Source organism: Solibacillus silvestris (genome assembly GCF_051967575.1).
GTDB lineage: Bacteria > Bacillota > Bacilli > Bacillales_A > Planococcaceae > Solibacillus > Solibacillus silvestris_B.
Window position 1 is genome coordinate 43,172 of the sequence record NZ_JBQCJW010000004.1, and the last position, 16,911, is coordinate 60,082.

Genomic DNA, 16,911 nt, shown 5'->3' on the forward strand with positions numbered 1-16,911 from the left:
GACGGAGGTCACTGGATGAATGTAAAAGATTTTTTTGCAGGCATATTTTTTATCGCGCTTGCGGGTTATTTTACGTATGTATTAGTCGATAATATGTCGCTGCTTTTTATTGACAGTACGACAGCTTGGCAGTATTTTGTCGCATTCTTTCGCGTTGCGCTCATTATTTTCCTTTTTAATCTGGGGCTTTCGCTTATTAAACGCTTTTTTAAAGGCAATACAGCAAAAAATGGGGACGCTCGTTAATGATGCGTTCCCATTTTTTTGCTGTAACTGTGTTTTTCCTATTCTTCGGCTTTTGTAATATCGCCGTAAGCTGTAGTTGCGACAATATCGTCATCTGCATTCCCGCAGGCCGCCAAGAAAAGTGAAGCTGTCAATGTGAATCCGATTAAAGTTTTTTTCATCGTTGCACCCCCTGTTTTTATGCCGTGAAGTTGCCATCATAGCTCAGCATTACTGCTGATGATACACCCTCTACTTTTGATAATGTCGAAACGAAAGCAGCATCATTCCCTTTTAAACGCACCTCATATGTCACTTCCATTTGTTCATCATTCATGACTGATTTTGATTTTAATAAATAGCGTTTTGAAGCGGCTTTTAGCAACCCTTCAATTTGCGCATTTGTTTCTTCTTGTTCAAAGCGAACAACAATTAAATAAGGGTTTTCGATGACAATTTTATTTTGGAATACGATAATGACAAGCCCGATAATTACTGTGCCGATCGCAGCCAATGGGATAAACCCAGCGCCGCATAAAATACCGACTACGACTGACCAGAACAGAAAAATCAAATCCATCGGGTCTTTAATTGGTGTACGGAAACGAACGATTGATAGTGCACCAACCATACCAAGTGATAATAAAACGTTTTGACTGATTCCCATAATTACAAGCGCCGTCGCCAATGACATGATCATCAGCGAAATGTTGAACGAATGCGAGTACACAACCCCGTTAAATGTTTTCTTGTAAATGAAGTAAATGAATACTCCGAGCAAAAAGGCGCTTGCGAGTCCGATCAATGCGTCAACTAATGAAAATGTCGACGTTTTTTCCAAAAAGCTTGATTTGAAAATATCATCAAAATTGGTGATATTGTTTGCTGCTAATAATGTAAACACAACTGATTCCTCCTAAATTTTCAGCCGAACATGCGGCTTAACTGATATTTTGAATACGCTTCATGGCGTGTATGAATGCCTTGCAACAGCATTTTAATGACGGTCGGCAAGTACTCGTCATACTTTACTTCCAAAATGACTTCATTTTGCTCGAGCACATCGACCATCGGCAATTCTTTATTGAACATGTCGGTATTGCGCAGGCTCGTCTGCACTTTGCAGTCGAATGTTATGCGCACATTGCCATGCTCGTACAAATAGGCTTCGCGCTCATAATCGACTACTGTTGCCGGCTTTAAATGATAGAGCTTAATATCTTTGTACAAATCTTGGATCAATGAGCGCCCGTCATCCTTCATCCATTCAAAATCATTGATGCGCATACGCTCGAACTCTTTTTTTGTAAGCAGGCATTTCGATTTGAATGTTTGATTATTGCGCTTTGATTTACGTTCCAAATGAATGACTGCATCGCTTTTGTTGTAAATGCGCACACGGTATTTATCACGATTTAAGAAGCCCTCTTTTTTCTCGTTCATCACTTTATTGTCGAAGTTATCGAAATAGCATGAACGGATCAAGTAACGTCCGTTTGCATTGGCATGCGGATCAAGCACCATCATATGGCACAGCTTCATTTTCAGTATTTGATAATCGATATACGTAATACCGAATTTCATTTCACTGCGGCCATTTGGGTTATAGGATGTTTGTATTGTCATATGTTCACCCCTTTTTATATTTTTTTCTGCTTAATAGTACGACAGCGCCAATTGCGATGAATACGACTGCAAAGGAAGCTGCCAATAATATTAGTGTTTGCTTCGAATTAATCGTTGTGCTTTGATCGCTGCCTTGCTGTCCTGGGAAGCCCCCCATTTGCGGCATTTCACCATTCATTTGTGGAGGGGTGCCTTGCGCTCCTTGTCCGCCATTTGCCTCTGTTTCCTCGCCGTTTCCGAAATTCGGCGGTGCCTGCCCATTCATCTGGGGCGGGGTGCCTTTCGCTCCTTGCCCGCCATTTACACCTGTTTCCTTACCGTTTCCGAAATTCGGCGGCGTCTGACCATTCATCTGGGGCGTATTTTCGGAGTTTGGCATTTCCCCATTCATATTGTCAAAACTTGAGCTACTAGCGGCTGATACACCTTCAATTTCGCCGGCAAGCTGTTTTAAAATCGATTCGCTTCTCTGCTTCGCAAACTCCGGCAAGCTTTGTTCGCCACTTGCACCTGCTGTGAACTGTTCTGTCGTTGCAAATTTCGTTGGATCTTCATCCACTGCGTTAAGCAATAAATCATGCAATTTTGTTGTAATTGCCGAAACATTTTCTTCTGTTAAAATTTCCGTCGCGATTTTTTCCAAGTAACTGTCATATAATGCGCGTGTCTCCTCGTCCTCTAAAACGATATTTAATAATGGGCGTGCATCAACCAACCGTCGTACCCGATACTGGTTCCGTAATGCTGAAGTTGATGCTTGAATCCATAACAATATTTTCGTTCAGCATCATGCCTCCGTTCATTTGCCGGCGGTTGTTTGCTTGGCCATCGTTTTCCGCTGCTGACGATTGCTGGATTTGCCTGTCAGCATTCGTTGGCGGCATTGTATTATTTCCATTCCCTGTTGCTGCATTAACCGCGCCCTGATCGTCAACTGCAGCCCCTTGCCCCGCATTTTCCTGAATATTGCCCCGTTCGCCTTGTCGACCTCCGCCACCGCCGCCTGTAAAGCCGCCGAATGACATATTATAATCCCAAGGAATTACAGAGAATACACCATCGCCATCTTCATATAAGTAGTAATTATGCTTAAACGAACCTTGATAACTATCCATGCTTACAAGCGCCGTATTCAAGGCAAAGTAACGGGCAATTTGATCGGTATCGATGGATGAAGTATCCCCTTCGCTTATTTCCTTCATCATATTAACGATGTTGGAGTTTTTTTCAGCCGTTTTTTCGTTCATTTTCACTTCATCAAAAATACCGGCATAATCCTCTGTATCATCCGAAACATAGGCTAAGTCACTGCCATTTCCTTCTGGTTTAAAAATATAGCCTTCTGTCGATCCATAATTCGTTTTCGCAAATGCGTCCCCAATTTCTTCGACGGCCAGCATTAACCCATAATATTCGCCGTTCACCATTACTTTCACGTAGGAATGGGCTGGTGCCGCAATACCCATCTGCTCCATAAGTTCGTATGAAACAAACTCTTTCATTTGTGTCGTATCTGAAAAATTATTGTTTAAATTCACTTTTTCCAACCCGTAAAATGTTTGGTTGGAATCATATTGCGCAAAATCCACTTTCAAACTGTAACGTTCCGAATCACTGTTCGCCACACTTGATAATGAGGAGTTTCCTTTCGCACGAATGCCGACATTATTATATGTTTCACCGTTAACTGTCACCGATGCTTCCACATACTCCTCGGCAGTCGGATCATCTAAAATTTTATTCCAATTACTGTCGCTTACCTCTATTTCAATGACTCCGATTTCATCTTCCATAAATAACTGCTCTTTATAGTCATAGCCTGCCGTTGATTTTTCCACGTCAAAATAATTAAGCGTAAACACCGATGCACTAATGACTGCAAGTAATATTGCAATCGGGACAATGAGCCATATCGTACGTACTTTCAAAACCATTCCTCCTTACAAATCATACTTTACGAAAGAAAAATGAAATGAAAATGAAAAAACGCAGCAAATTTTAATAATTCGCTGCGTTTGTTTCATTTTTGCAATAAGGGGAATTCGATTGTGAATATTGTGCCTTTCCCGAGCCCGCTTTTCACCGTAATTTGCCCGCCATGCAAATCCGTGATGACTTTGGCAATCGCAAGCCCTAACCCGGTGCCGGACTTATTCCGGATTTTGTCAGCACGGTAAAAGCGTTCAAAAATATGGGGTAAGTCTCCTTCGGCAATGCCGATGCCTGTATCCGCCACTTCAATTTTTACATTGTTTGCTTCTGTATAGGCGCGCACGGTAACAGTTCCTTCATTTGTATAGGTAACTGCATTTTTCAATAAAATATAAAGCAATTCCTCAACCAAAATCGGGTCTGCCTGAATTGTTATTTCATCATCTATTTCCAGCTGAAATGCAAGATGCTGCACCGTTTTTGCAAAGCGGCGCGTACGCTGGATAAGTACATTCGATAAATCGACATCCCGGATATTCAACCGGATTTGATTTTGGTCTGAGCGTGTCAATGTTAATAAGCTTGATAGCATGTCATTCATATAGTTTGCTTCGTTTTTCATATCATCCATCGTATCGCTTGGATATTCCGTTCCTTTTTGCTTCAATTGTTCTTCAAACAATTCAAGCGAGCTGTATAAAACAGCTAGCGGTGTACGAAGCTCATGCGAAGCGTTTGCCACAAACTGGCGTTGCTGCTCGTACGATATTTGAATCGGGGTCATCGATTTTTTCGCAAGGAAATAGCTTAATAAAGCAATTCCTATACTCGAAACGATGAGCAGCATAACAAGCAGAATAAGCACATTTTGCAGCAGTTCCGCATAGGTTGTCACATTTTGCCCTACCGCAATATAGCCAAGCGTGTCGCCTTGTATGCGGACCGCCTGTGTCATGACAAGCAATGTTTCGTCTTCGTATTCATAACGCTCAAACTGCTTCGTTTCGACTGGCTTTAAATTTTGCTGCAATACTTCATTGAAACCTTCATGCAATTCTTCCCCATACAAAATCTCCAGATCCTTTGAAATCACATAGAAAAAGCTTACTTGATCGACCTCCAATTCAAAGCGGTTCGGCGGCTTTGGCGGTCCATTATAAATATTGAAAAACTTGTCGGTATTGTTCGCCGCATAGCTTTCCACCATATTTTCCTGCACTTTATTCAATATTTGCGCAAACGACATGTAAAACACCGTTAAAAACAATACAAGAAAAATAAAATAACTGATGGCATTCATCCATGTGAGCCGCATTTTGATTTTTTTAAACATTAGCTGTCCCTCAATTTATAGCCAAGCCCGCGAATACTTTGAATGTACGACGGCTCATCTTCCACATCGATTTTTTTGCGCACTAAACGCACTAAAGCCGCAAGCGTATTCGTATTGGCATTATCGTCAATATCCCATACATAGTCGATTACTTGTTCATGTGTCAATACTTGTCCTTTATTTTCGATTAAATATTCGAGCAGCAAAAATTCATTTTTCGTCAGGCTAACCTCGAAATTATCGATAAAAACTGTCCGTTTATTTTTATTAAGTTTTAGCGCCCCTACGATAATTTCTTCCTCGACTATTTTATTTTTACGGCGCAATAGTGCCCGGACCCTCGCACGGAGCTCTTCCATTTTAAAAGGCTTCACCATATAATCATCCGCGCCATTATCCAAACCTTCGATAATATTTTCGGTTGCGTCTTTTGCCGTCAACATTAAAATTCCGCCGTCAAAGCCTTTGCTGCGCGCATATTGGCATACTTCAATGCCCAGAGCTTTCGGCATCATCCAATCAAGCACGAGCAAATCATAATTATAGTAATCAATTAAATCCTTTGCCTCCATTCCGTCAAACGCAGAATCGACAGAATAATAATCAAACTTTAATATTTTAGCGATGTTTTCACAAAGCGTTTTGTCATCATCCGCTACTAGAATCCGCAAATTCCACACCTTCCTTCTTATCATTGAATTGTATTTGCATAACTTCTGTTCAATTCATAACAATAAGCTAATTTTCGGCTCTTGTCTTTAAAAAAAACGGCGATTGGAACTCTGCTTTGAATTCCAACCGCCATTTATTAAATCACTTTTTGATCTAAGCGCACTTTTAGCTTTTCCAGCATATCAATCGTCATTTTTTCCAGATCGTAGCCCGCTTTAAAGCCCCACTCCTCGATTGCGGCGGAAGAATCTATCGCATTTGGCCAACTATCCGCAATCGCTTGACGTACTGAGTCTACATCATAATCAACCGTAAAGTTTGGTATATGCTTTTTGATTTCCGCTGCGATTTGCGACGGCTCAAAGCTCATCGCCGAAATATTGAATGCGTTGCGGTGAATAAGCTTAGCCGGGTCCGCTTCCATCAAATCGACAATCGCCTGCAGTGCATCCGGCATATACATCATATCCATATACGTGCCTTCTGCAATATACGATGTGTAGCGGCCTTCTGCAATCGCTTTATAATAAATATCCACCGCGTAATCCGTCGTTCCGCCACCAGGAGGCGTCACATACGAAATCAGACCTGGGAATCGGACACCGCGCGTATCCAGTCCGTATCGTGTGTAATAGTAGTCGCATAATAATTCCCCTGCCACTTTATTTACGCCGTACATCGTTGTCGGGCGCTGTAATGTATCTTGTGGTGTATTGTCCTTTGGTGTAGAAGGACCGAATGCGCCGATTGAGCTTGGTGTGAAAAACTGCATATCAAGTTCACGTGCCACTTCAAGTGCATTCATTAAACCACCCATATTTAAATTCCAGGCGAAAACCGGATTTTTTTCTGCTGTTGCTGATAGTAATGCAGCCATATGAATCATCGTGTCCGCACCAAAATCATGTGCAAGTGCATGCATGTGTTTCCCATCTGTTACATCCAATACTTCAAATGGTCCTTCATGCTGATCAATTTTTCGAATATCTGTTGCCAATACATTGTCCACGCCATACGTATGACGCAATTTCCCCACTAATTCCGAACCAATTTGACCTAAAGCCCCGGTCACCATAATTTTTTTCACGATGAAGCCTCCCTATCCTTTAAAAGACTTATTCCTGGCTTGAAATTGCCGGATACCGTCTATTATTTCTCATCTATTAAAACAAATGTCCTTGTGGAAAACACATAGAAACACCCATAAAACTTGATGTTTAAACATTTTCATGAAATTTATTATAGGGTGTTCTTTTCTAAAAAACAATATGTTAAAAATATTCTTTTTCAGCAATACATTTGTACGCGTGAAATATTCGGATAGGGAGAGCTGTCTAGATCGGCTTTTCGGGCAACCCATTGCGGTGTATATAGCGGGAAGTTATTTCGACTAGTACAGGAGTGTTTGATGTACAAGCAGGTGTATATGCAAAAAGTTTTTTTATATTGAATAAAGCTCCTCTCTCTAAAAGAAGGGAATTTCTAATCATCTATTGACGCTTCGCAAATTTGCCGAAATTGGATTTTCGCGCCGGTTTCCAGCTTTATATATTGTTCATGGAAATTTACCTTTTGAATAATATCCGAAACAGTATGCATGCCTGTTTGTTCCCATATTTTCAGTTGGATAGGACAATGCTCTTTATAGGCCCGCTGCAAATTTATATTAATTTGTTCCAATTGCGCTTCATCCAATTGCGGCTGTGCAACTAGCACATCCTCCTTTTGCCATTCCCGCAGCAGCTTTACATGCTCCGGCAGCATCATTGCTGTCCATTTGATCACACCTCTGTCTTTGTTCATCACATTCACTCCCTATTGTTTATGCCCGCCTATCAATGTCGCCCGTGCAAGCGCAGTGCCTGCTTCCGTATAGGAGACGGCGCGCAAAATGGATGTCGTCCCATATTTTGCACGCAAGTGGTCCATCGTTTCCCCAAGCTTGCGGCTGCGCCATTTTGTCTCATCAAACAAGCTTAGCTGCATCGAATATTCGCTTTCAATATTGCTTAATGTAATCGTAATTTTGCGTGCCGGGCGCTCTGTATAAAATTCGTCGAGCAGCTGTTTGCATATTTCAAATATTTTCAATGTATCGTTCGTCGGCTCATCAATTGTGCGCGAACGGTGAAAGCCGCCCCCGAATGCATTTTTGCTATAGCTAAGCCCGAGCGAAATTGTCCGTCCGATTTTCTTTGCCTCGCGCGCACGTCTTGCTACATCCTCGCACATTTCAAGCATCACGACTAAAATCTCTTTCCGGCTTTGATAATCGCGCATAAGCATTTGCCCTTTGCCGAAGCTGATCTGCCCTTGTACTATCGGTGCGCCAACAGTCGAATGATCGATACCCCATGCATGATAATAAAGCTGATTGCCGATGACACCAAAGCGTTCCTCCAATAAAGCCAAGTCGGTATGCGCCAAATCATAAACAGAGTAAATGCCCATATGGTTCAATGTCTTTTCTGTGCGACGGCCGATTCCCCACATTGTAGACAATGGCATGATGGGCCATAATTTTGCCGGTACATCATTATATGTCCATTTCGCAAAACCCGTTTTTTTCGCCTCGATATCAAGCGCTAATTTTGCCATGAGCATATTAGGTCCAAAACCAACGACACAAGGAATTCCAAACTGATTGTAGACAAGCTGTTGAATGTATTTCGCTGTTTCCTCGGGCGCACCTCTTAATTTTTCCGTTCCTGTTAAATCGATAAAGCTCTCATCGACACTATATACATGGATTGCTTCTTTTGGCACAAACAAATTGAACAGACGTGTAATTTCCATCGACATACGTATGAACAACGACATTTTCGCCTCGAATAGACGGATATCGGGATGTGGCGGAATTTCATGAAGACGTGAGCCTGAGCGAATATTAAATCGCTTTTTCATCGGCGGGGACGCTGCAAGCACAACACTTCCCTTTTGCTGAAAATTCCCGACAATCGCAATCGGCACCTCCATTACATTTAAATTTTCAACTAATGCAATACAGCTCGCATAAAAACTACGCATATCAATACAGACAATCGAACGTTCAGGCGCATTTTCATACATGAAGCTCATCTCCTCATAACGAACATTTGTTCTTATATTAAAATGAGATATATGAGATGGCAAGTGGAAAGTAGTGGGAAATTCTAAATTGCATTTTTTATGATGCGATTTAGGATATGCAACGGTAATGAAGGGACAAGAGCAAGATTTTATTATTGCATTTCGTATAATATGATAGAAGCTTTGTGCCAAGGTTGGCTGCAACTTGTTGCGGCTACCGCAAAATCAGCATTTAAGAGTAAATCCCTAATATTTGGCGGACTCCTTTCCCATGCAGCAACAAAAGTGCTAAAGCGCCCGTTCAACTCCGACAGATATTGGAGGACCCGACGCAAAAGTAAACGTTCCACCACTTTTGCAAAGGGCGCTGAAGATCTGTCTTTTTAATTTTGGGCTTTCATTTCAATTAACAGTTTTTTACGGGCACAACTGCCAGTCCCGTTTCTTCAGTAAATGTGTCTGCCTACTTTATTCGCCAGCTGAAAATCCCCGAGGAAATATAAGCATATTTTCAGCGAAGCGGCTTGATGGCAAAAAAGAGACAGATCACCGCAACTTGGATGAAAAGGGATCCGCTATTAACGGGGGGCGGTCCATTTAAGTGCCTCTTTAAGAAATAGACGGAAAAATTCCCCTTATATAAAAAATACAATAAAAAATGCTCTCAATAAACGGAGAAATTCCGCCTATTGACCTAAAAAACATGAAAATAGAATATTTTTCTTTGGATAACCGGAAAAATTCCTCTTATTTACTCCAAAAAGAGCCACATTGCGCAAATAACCGGAAAATCTCCGGTTATTTTTCTTATTAATTTAATTAAGAGCCGGAATTTCTATCAGGGAGTGTAAATTTCGCCCACTCCAATCCAAAAGAGAAGCCCTTATTAAAAATGATAGTAGATTTTAAATAACCGTGGATTTTCAGTGCCTTTCTTTTGCGTGGTGGGGCCTAATGGTGCGAAGAATTGGCGCGGTTTGCTTGGACGGGGACAACACTTTTTTATAAAGTTATCTACATTGCCAAAATCTATAGTTTCCTAAAAAAAAACGCACCGGTATCAGCCAAGTGCGCTCCACAAATTTATTCCATTATCACTTTTTCATAAAGGCTTGGGCGGCGATCCTCGTATACAGGAATGCGGCCGCGCACTTCATCGACATTTGAAAAATCAACGTCAATAATCGCCAGCTCCTCATCCTCTGCGCCCGTCCAAAGCACCTCGCCCCATGGACCGATAATCATCGACTGTCCATTGAAATTTTCCACTTTGCGGGCAATCCGGTTCACCGCAACAACAAAGCATTGGTTTTCAATCGCACGCGCCTGCAGTAAAATTTTCCAATGGTCGATGCGGGGTGTCGGCCATTGGGCTGGAACGAACAGCACCTTTGCACCGTCCAGTGCATGGGATCGCAGCCATTCCGGGAAGCGGATATCATAGCAAATGACACCGCCTGCTTCTAGCTCACCTAATGCAAAGCGGTTCATCCCGCTGCCTGACTCCAAATACAAATGCTCATCCATTAAGCGGAATAAGTGTGCCTTACTGTATTCGCCGACTAATTCGCCGTCACGATTATATGTGTACATCGTATTATAAAACTTGTCGCCGCGCTTTACCGCCACCGATCCGCCTACAATATGTACCGCCAATTCTTTTGCAAGCCCGCTTAAAAATGCTTGCGTGCGTTCACCGTTTATATCTGCAAGCTCGCCCAATTTTTCGAGTGCATATCCTGTGTTCCACATTTCCGGCAATACAATGATTTCCGCACCGCCCGCCACTGCTTCGCGGATGAACTTTTCCGCCCGTTCATAATTTTCATCCACTTTGCCAAATCCTACATTTAATTGAATACAACCGATTTTCATAAATGACACCGCCTTTAGTAAATTCAATGCGAAATAGAGCTTTCGCATACCCATATTCATTTTAACATTCCGCCCCAAATTATCATAATCTTCACTTTACTTAAACCTAGAAAAATACTAAGATTAATTTAATATTTTTAGGGGTGATGAACGAATGATAGAATTCTCGAAAAAGCTGCAGCAACTCCCGCCGCAATTTTTCGCCGCACTTGTGAATAAAGTGAATGCCGCAATCATACAAGGACGTGATGTAATCAATTTAGGCCAAGGTAATCCAGACAAGCCAACACCAGCGCATATTATTGAAGCACTGCAAATTGCGGCAAACGATCCGCAAACACATAAGTATCCCCCATTTCGCGGCATCGCGGAATTAAAGCAGGCGGCAGCCGATTTTTATAAACGTGAATATAATGTCGACATCGACCCGGATACGGAAGTAGCGATACTTGGCGGAACAAAGATCGGTTTGGTAGAACTTCCGCTTGCACTGCTCAATCCAGGCGACTATATGCTGCTTCCCGACCCTGGCTATCCCGATTATTTGTCAGGCGTTGCACTTGCCGATGTGAAGTTCGACACGATGCCGCTTGAAGCGAAAAACCAATTTTTGCCGGACTATGAAGCATTGTCGGAAGAAGTCGTACAACGCACAAAACTTATGTATTTAAACTATCCGAACAACCCGACTGGCGGTGTCGCAACATATGATTTCTTCAAGAAGACCGTTCAGCTTGCTAAGGAAAACAATATCGCTGTTGCACATGATTTTGCATATGGGGCAATCGGCTTTGACGGTGAACGTCCTCCAAGCTTCCTGCAGGCAGAAGGGGCAAAAGAGGTAGGCATTGAGCTTTATACATTATCGAAGTCTTATAATATGGCAGGCTGGCGTATCGGCTTTGCAGTTGGCAACGCGAAAATGATTGAGGCGATTAATATTATTCAGGACCATTTATTTTGCAGTCAATTCCCTGCGATTCAACAGGCGGCAGCTACCGCATTGAACGAAGAGCAGCATTGTGTAGACGAATTGCGCGCATTGTACGAGCGCCGCCGCAATGCACTCGTGGAAGAAGCACGAAAAATCGGGTGGGATATTACCGCACCAAAAGGCTCGTTTTTCGCATGGCTTCCTGTGCCCGTACCTTATACGAGCGAACAATTTGCCGACCTTTTGCTTGAAAAGGCCGATATCGCGGTCGCGGCCGGAAATGGCTTCGGGGCGTATGGCGAAGGCTATATTCGTGTGGGACTTCTCGTCGATGAAGAGCGTCTGCGTGAAGCAATGCAGCGTGTGGCGAAGCTCGGGCTATTTACAGAAATGATTTTAGAATAATTCATCCATATAAGCACTTAACGATTTTGTTGCCCTATTATGCTTTTCATACAATTACATTTCTCTGCGCTTTGAAATGCGGTGAAGACGACGGTTTATTCTCCGCATTGTCCTTTTAATTAGATAATATTCTCTCGTGAATTTCGTCATCCCATCAACTTGGATTTAATCCTCAATTCACATACGATAATCCTCAATTGGAGCAGCAAGCGAATTTGGGTCGGTTACTTTATATAAAAAAGCCCAGCACTATCCTCAAAATAGCGCTGAGCTTTCATTCTTTATTTAATTACGCCTAATTCACGACCTACTTTTTCGTAAATCGCCAATGCGTCATCAAGCATTTCCTTCGTATGCGCGGCTGTTGGCATATTGCGCACGCGTCCTGTTCCTTTTGGCACTGTCGGGAATACGATTGCCTTCGCATACACACCTTCTTCAAGTAAACGTTTCGAGAATTGCTGTGTCAGCTTTTCTTCGCCAATGATACAAGGTGTAATCGGTGTCTCAGATTCTCCAATATTAAAGCCAAGCTCCTTTAAGCCATTCTTTAAATAATCGCCATTTTCCCAAAGTTTGTCATGCAGTTCCGTCGATTCCATAATCATCTCCACAGCAAGTGTAATTGCCGCAACATCCCCTGGCGGCAATGCTGTAGAAAATAAAAACGGACGGGAACGAACTTTTAGCCAATCGATCAGGTTTTTCTTCCCTGCTACATAGCCGCCGACAACACCGATCGCTTTCGATAATGTACCGATCTGGAAGTCGATTTCGTTTTGCAAACCGAAATGCTTCACTGTCCCTGCACCTTTGCCTGTAACGCCAGAACCGTGCGCATCGTCTACATACGTAATTAGATCAAATTCTTTTGCAATTTCCACAATTTCAGGCAATTTCGCAATATCGCCATCCATCGAGAACACACCATCTGTAATGACCATAACTTTATTGTAAAGACCCGATTCCTTCGCTTGTTTCGCTTTTGCACGTAAATCATCCATATCCGCATGTGCGAATGGAATGATTTTTGCCTTTGATAAACGACAGCCATCAATAATGGAAGCATGGTTTAATGCATCCGATAAAATCGCATCATTTTTATCCATAACCGCCGAAATTGCCGCCATATTACAGTTGAAGCCTGATTGATAGCTAATGGCAGCTTCCGTACCTTTAAATTTCGCCAATGTTTCTTCCAATTTCACGTGCAGATCGAGCGTGCCATTAATTGTACGGACAGCCCCCGCACCGACACCATATGAAGCGATTGTGTCTTGCGCAATCTTTTTCAGTTCGTCATTTGTCGCCAAGCCTAAATAGTTATTCGAAGATAAGTTAATAAGCTGTTTGCCTGCCACTTGAATAATCGGCCCATTTGCACCTTCAACAGGGTCGATTTCATTGTATAAACCTTGTGAGTGTAATGCATGCAGATTTTCATCCAAAAAAGTATTTAATACGTTTGACATGCTCGTCCATCCTTTCGATTTCAACATCCTCTTTATTTTAGCATATGGTATGTATTTTTTATGTAAGGGACTCCCCGATTATTTCCTCAAGCTTTCTTCTGAAGAAAAATAGTGACGGCTGAATAATATAGCCTGTGCCGAGCGCTAAAATAACCGTCCCGACGCCAACAGGACCGCCAAGCAGCCAGCCCGCGCTCGCTGCAAATACTTCCATTACCATACGCCCTGTTTTTACGGAATAGCCTTTACTCGCAATAATCATCATCACTGTATCGCGGGGACCTTCGCCTAAACTTGCCGCAATATAGAGAGCACAGCCAGCACTCATAACAAAAAAGCCTGCTGTAAAATAAGCGATTTCAAACATAAATATAGTCGCCTCGGGCAATAGCCAGTTGAAAAAGTCAATGAACGAACCAATCAACAGCATATTTAAAATCGTCGCCAGCTTTGGAATCCGTTTTAAATAGAGCGATGTTGCACTAATGATAAAAAGCCCCATTAAAATTGACCATGAACCAATTGTCAAACCGAATTGCTTGAAAAGGCCAATATGCAAAACATCCCAAGGAGCCGTACCGACGACATTTCCTTTAATCGTCATCGTAACCCCCAATGCCATCACGATCAATCCTGTAAAAAAACTTCCCCACTGCCATTTAAATTTCTTCGACACAATAATCCTTCTTTCTATTTTGCGGCAATCGCGGCAAAATGCCCATTCGTTGCCTTTGCTAAATCTGCGGGCGCAAGCTTTATTTGCATCCCTACTTTTCCTGCGCTTACGATTATATAATCGAGCGTTTTTGCGGCTTGCTCGACAAATGTCGGAAACAGCTTTTTCATGCCGATCGGAGAACATCCCCCGCGCATATAGCCTGTTAAGCTGAGCAACTCTTTTACAGGAATCATTTCTATTTTCTTTTCGCCCACCGCCTTTGCGGCTGCCTTCAAATCAAGTTCCGCGTCGACCGGGATAACGAAAACAAAATATTTCCCCTTTCCAGCGGTGGCGACTAATGTTTTATATACTTTTTCCACCGGCTGGCCGATTTTGCCGGCAACAGTAAGACCATCAACCGCCTCGCCATTTTGTATCGTATATTCAAAAACTTCATGTGTAATTTTTTGTTGCTCGATTAAACGAATCGCATTTGTTTTTGTTTGCTTCTTCGCCAAAATGACCACTCCTTTTTATCAATAAGCCTCGGCGCAATTGTGTCCGGATTCTGCAGGACGCGGGTCAGTCGGCCGTTGCCGCACGATGCGATATTTTTAGCCTCGGTTCGTACATTTCAGCGAATTGTTGAACACCTGCCGAAATAAGCTGAACTTTGAACATAGTATAACATTGGATGACCTGCTAATGCGCTATGCTTCGGCGATTTTTTGCAAATAAAAAACCGCTCCAGTATTTTCGCTGAAGCGGGCTGTACCCTTCATTATGCAACTTCCGAGAAAATCGGCTCATCTGCCGGGCGATAGCCGTTGTTCACCATTGCAATATGCGAACTATACTTTTGCGTCGCTGTATTGAATGTCCGCTGGAATAGAAGCCTTTCCAAATCCCGGCCAAACATGGTTTGCTCGTCTGGATTACGGATGAAGTCTTTTTGGAACTTTTCAGGCATATCAAATGTTAAATCTTCATTTGCGAACGGGGCTGTTTCCTCCTGATATCCTCGTTCCATTTGCTCCTCCGCTTTGTCTGGACGAACTTGCTGAATTTGTGCAGAGGCACTTTCTGCAATGCGTAAATCCTGAGGTGAAGGCTCGGCCGGCGCCAATGCTGCCTGACGGACTTTTTCCAATAGTTCTAGCGTTTCATCGGAGGCATCGTTAGCGGATGGTATTTGGACCGCCGCTTCGCCGCTGCTAATATAACGCTGATTGTCCGGAGCAGTCACATGCGTATATGTTGTCGCTCCTGCCGCATGCACATTATCGCGGGCGATGACTTCTTTTTCCGCTTGCTGCACATCTTTGCGGGCCGCTGCATCCGCTACATGCAATTCCTTTTCCGTCTTGCCGGAAAGCAAATTTTCAAGTGCTTGAAGCATCGGATTTTTGCTCGCATCCGCATATTTCGCATGCTTTTTATAAACTTCGCCAACCTCTTTTCGCTGTTGGATGCGTCTTCGTTCTTCCAAATCCGGATTAAAGCTATGCAATAGGCTGGATATTTTCATCTATTCTCACCTCTTTTAGTAAATTTCCCGCTGCTTTTTAATTTAGTCTATCAATATATATCGGGGAAAAATAGAATTTATTCATAAATTATACACATTCAGAACTTTCTTACTAGCAGCTACTATTTTAATCACCTGTAAATTGGACTAGCTTTTTGTAGTTTATAAAATACCCGATCCCTAAAAATAAAAACAATTTTTACATAGGCTTTATAATATAAAAACAATTATCGTTTACAATCAATGATAATAACTTGGAGCAGGTGTTTAAATGAAATCCTTGGCGAAAGCGCAAATTACCCCTTCTATCGATTTTAGAAAATATGTACAGCGATTCCTGTTAAAAAATAAAACGGTTCTCCATTTTGCCCGGTCGATTGCGTTGAAAAACATTATTGCGCAAGAAGCGATGAATACCTGTTTTCAGCCAATATATGATGTAAAAAATAAAAGCACCTTTGGGTTCGAAGCGCTCAATCGTCCTATCGCCCTGAAGCTTTTTCAAAATGCCGATGTTTTTTACGATTTTGTCGGGCACACAAATAAAGTTTTTTTATTTGAATGTTTTTGCCGCAATATATCGCTCGTGCGCTATCATAAAAAGCTGCTCGATTTTGCTGAAGCGAAAAGTTCCGCATTGTTCCTCAATATCCATCCGAATGTGCTGCTCGATAAAAACTACCATAGCGGAGAAACGCTTGCATTGCTGAAAACGTTGAATATTTCTCCGGAGCAAGTCGTATTTGAATTGACGGAGCGGAGTGCTGTGTCGGACTTTGAGGAATTTGCGCGCGTGCTCTCGCATTATCGTTCACAAGGGTACCGCATCGCTGTTGATGACGTCGGGTCGGGATACAACAGTTTAAAAACATTGATTTATTTAAAGCCTGAATTTATAAAGCTGGACCGCTCTCTTATCCAGGACATTGATCAGCACAGTGCCCAGCAGCAGCTTTTGACGGTCATTTTGAATTATGCGATTGAATCGGGCACAAAAGTCATTGCAGAAGGAGTCGAAACGAAGGCGGAGTATGAATTTCTCCAATCAGCCGGTGTCCATTATGCGCAAGGGTACGCGATTGGACGCCCTAATGAGAATTTAATTTTCGGGAAAAACCCATGTGATGAATAATTTGATGTCTATCCTCATGGAAAAGCATATTTCCCCCAAAAAAGACT

The 16,911-nt window shown here is 42.5% G+C and carries 18 protein-coding genes; 3 read left to right on the forward strand and 15 right to left on the reverse strand.

The features are described 5' to 3' along the window. Nucleotides 1–15: 15 nt before the first annotated feature. Entirely contained in the window at nt 16–246 is a 231-nt protein-coding gene (locus ACTHOQ_RS03675) for a sulfate permease (protein ID WP_440494318.1), read from the forward strand. Nucleotides 247–284: 38 nt separating this feature from the next. Here the strand turns inward: ACTHOQ_RS03675 and ACTHOQ_RS03680 are convergent, their stop codons facing one another. From ACTHOQ_RS03680 to ACTHOQ_RS03730, 11 genes are all read right to left on the reverse strand, one after another. Continuing rightward, complete coding sequence (locus tag ACTHOQ_RS03680) at nt 285–407, reverse strand: hypothetical protein (protein WP_440494319.1); 123 nt, start codon at nt 405–407, stop codon at nt 285–287. A gap of 17 nt (nt 408–424) precedes the next feature. Next, nucleotides 425–1,129 carry a DUF4956 domain-containing protein gene (locus ACTHOQ_RS03685; RefSeq protein ID WP_440494320.1) on the reverse strand — a complete coding sequence of 235 codons (705 nt, stop codon included), beginning with the start codon at nt 1,127–1,129 and terminating at the stop codon, nt 425–427. Between the two features lie 20 nt (nt 1,130–1,149). Then, nucleotides 1,150–1,851 (reverse strand): polyphosphate polymerase domain-containing protein, encoded by a 702-nt coding sequence (locus ACTHOQ_RS03690; protein WP_440494321.1) that lies wholly within the window; start codon nt 1,849–1,851, stop codon nt 1,150–1,152. 4 nt (nt 1,852–1,855) lie between these two features. Then, nucleotides 1,856–2,566: a CotH kinase family protein gene (locus tag ACTHOQ_RS03695; RefSeq protein WP_440494322.1), complete on the reverse strand. Its 711-nt coding sequence runs from the start codon at nt 2,564–2,566 to the stop codon at nt 1,856–1,858. Further along, the gene (locus ACTHOQ_RS03700; protein ID WP_440494323.1) at nt 2,559–3,779 is read right to left on the reverse strand and encodes a CotH kinase family protein; all 1,221 of its coding nucleotides are present in this window, start codon (nt 3,777–3,779) and stop codon (nt 2,559–2,561) included. Before ACTHOQ_RS03700 ends, ACTHOQ_RS03695 begins: the two co-directional genes overlap by 8 nt. 92 nt (nt 3,780–3,871) lie before the next feature. Continuing rightward, nucleotides 3,872–5,116, reverse strand: coding sequence for a sensor histidine kinase (locus ACTHOQ_RS03705; RefSeq protein WP_440494324.1), 1,245 nt, complete (start codon nt 5,114–5,116; stop codon nt 3,872–3,874). Next, nucleotides 5,116–5,796 (reverse strand): response regulator transcription factor, encoded by a 681-nt coding sequence (locus ACTHOQ_RS03710; protein ID WP_440494325.1) that lies wholly within the window; start codon nt 5,794–5,796, stop codon nt 5,116–5,118. Before ACTHOQ_RS03710 ends, ACTHOQ_RS03705 begins: the two co-directional genes overlap by 1 nt. Nucleotides 5,797–5,924: 128 nt before the next feature. Then, the gene (locus tag ACTHOQ_RS03715; protein WP_440494453.1) at nt 5,925–6,863 is read right to left on the reverse strand and encodes an L-threonine 3-dehydrogenase; all 939 of its coding nucleotides are present in this window, start codon (nt 6,861–6,863) and stop codon (nt 5,925–5,927) included. A gap of 407 nt (nt 6,864–7,270) precedes the next feature. Next, nucleotides 7,271–7,591 carry a YolD-like family protein gene (locus ACTHOQ_RS03720; protein WP_440494326.1) on the reverse strand — a complete coding sequence of 107 codons (321 nt, stop codon included), beginning with the start codon at nt 7,589–7,591 and terminating at the stop codon, nt 7,271–7,273. Between the two features lie 12 nt (nt 7,592–7,603). Beyond that, nucleotides 7,604–8,857 (reverse strand): Y-family DNA polymerase, encoded by a 1,254-nt coding sequence (locus ACTHOQ_RS03725; RefSeq protein WP_440494327.1) that lies wholly within the window; start codon nt 8,855–8,857, stop codon nt 7,604–7,606. A gap of 1,083 nt (nt 8,858–9,940) precedes the next feature. Then, entirely contained in the window at nt 9,941–10,732 is a 792-nt protein-coding gene (locus ACTHOQ_RS03730; protein ID WP_440494454.1) for a carbon-nitrogen family hydrolase, read from the reverse strand. A gap of 157 nt (nt 10,733–10,889) precedes the next feature. On the opposite strand from ACTHOQ_RS03730, the gene ACTHOQ_RS03735 reads away from it, so the two are divergent. After that, nucleotides 10,890–12,071, forward strand: coding sequence for a pyridoxal phosphate-dependent aminotransferase (locus tag ACTHOQ_RS03735; protein WP_440494455.1), 1,182 nt, complete (start codon nt 10,890–10,892; stop codon nt 12,069–12,071). 281 nt (nt 12,072–12,352) lie between these two features. On the opposite strand, the gene ACTHOQ_RS03740 is transcribed toward ACTHOQ_RS03735, so the two are convergent. From ACTHOQ_RS03740 to ACTHOQ_RS03755, 4 genes are all read right to left on the reverse strand, one after another. Continuing rightward, nucleotides 12,353–13,543 (reverse strand): glycine C-acetyltransferase, encoded by a 1,191-nt coding sequence (locus ACTHOQ_RS03740; protein ID WP_440494328.1) that lies wholly within the window; start codon nt 13,541–13,543, stop codon nt 12,353–12,355. A 58-nt stretch (nt 13,544–13,601) separates the two neighbouring features. Next, on the reverse strand, nt 13,602–14,219 hold the full coding sequence (locus ACTHOQ_RS03745) for a YczE/YyaS/YitT family protein (RefSeq protein WP_440494329.1): 618 nt from the start codon (nt 14,217–14,219) through the stop codon (nt 13,602–13,604). Between the two features lie 14 nt (nt 14,220–14,233). Continuing rightward, entirely contained in the window at nt 14,234–14,722 is a 489-nt protein-coding gene (gene ybaK / locus ACTHOQ_RS03750; RefSeq protein WP_440494330.1) for a Cys-tRNA(Pro) deacylase, read from the reverse strand. A gap of 263 nt (nt 14,723–14,985) precedes the next feature. Then, a complete protein-coding gene (locus tag ACTHOQ_RS03755; RefSeq protein ID WP_440494331.1) occupies nt 14,986–15,732 on the reverse strand; it encodes a putative metalloprotease CJM1_0395 family protein in 747 nt (248 codons plus the stop codon). Between the two features lie 271 nt (nt 15,733–16,003). On the opposite strand from ACTHOQ_RS03755, the gene ACTHOQ_RS03760 reads away from it, so the two are divergent. Next, nucleotides 16,004–16,864 carry an EAL domain-containing protein gene (locus ACTHOQ_RS03760; protein ID WP_440494332.1) on the forward strand — a complete coding sequence of 287 codons (861 nt, stop codon included), beginning with the start codon at nt 16,004–16,006 and terminating at the stop codon, nt 16,862–16,864. Nucleotides 16,865–16,911: the final 47 nt, after the last annotated feature.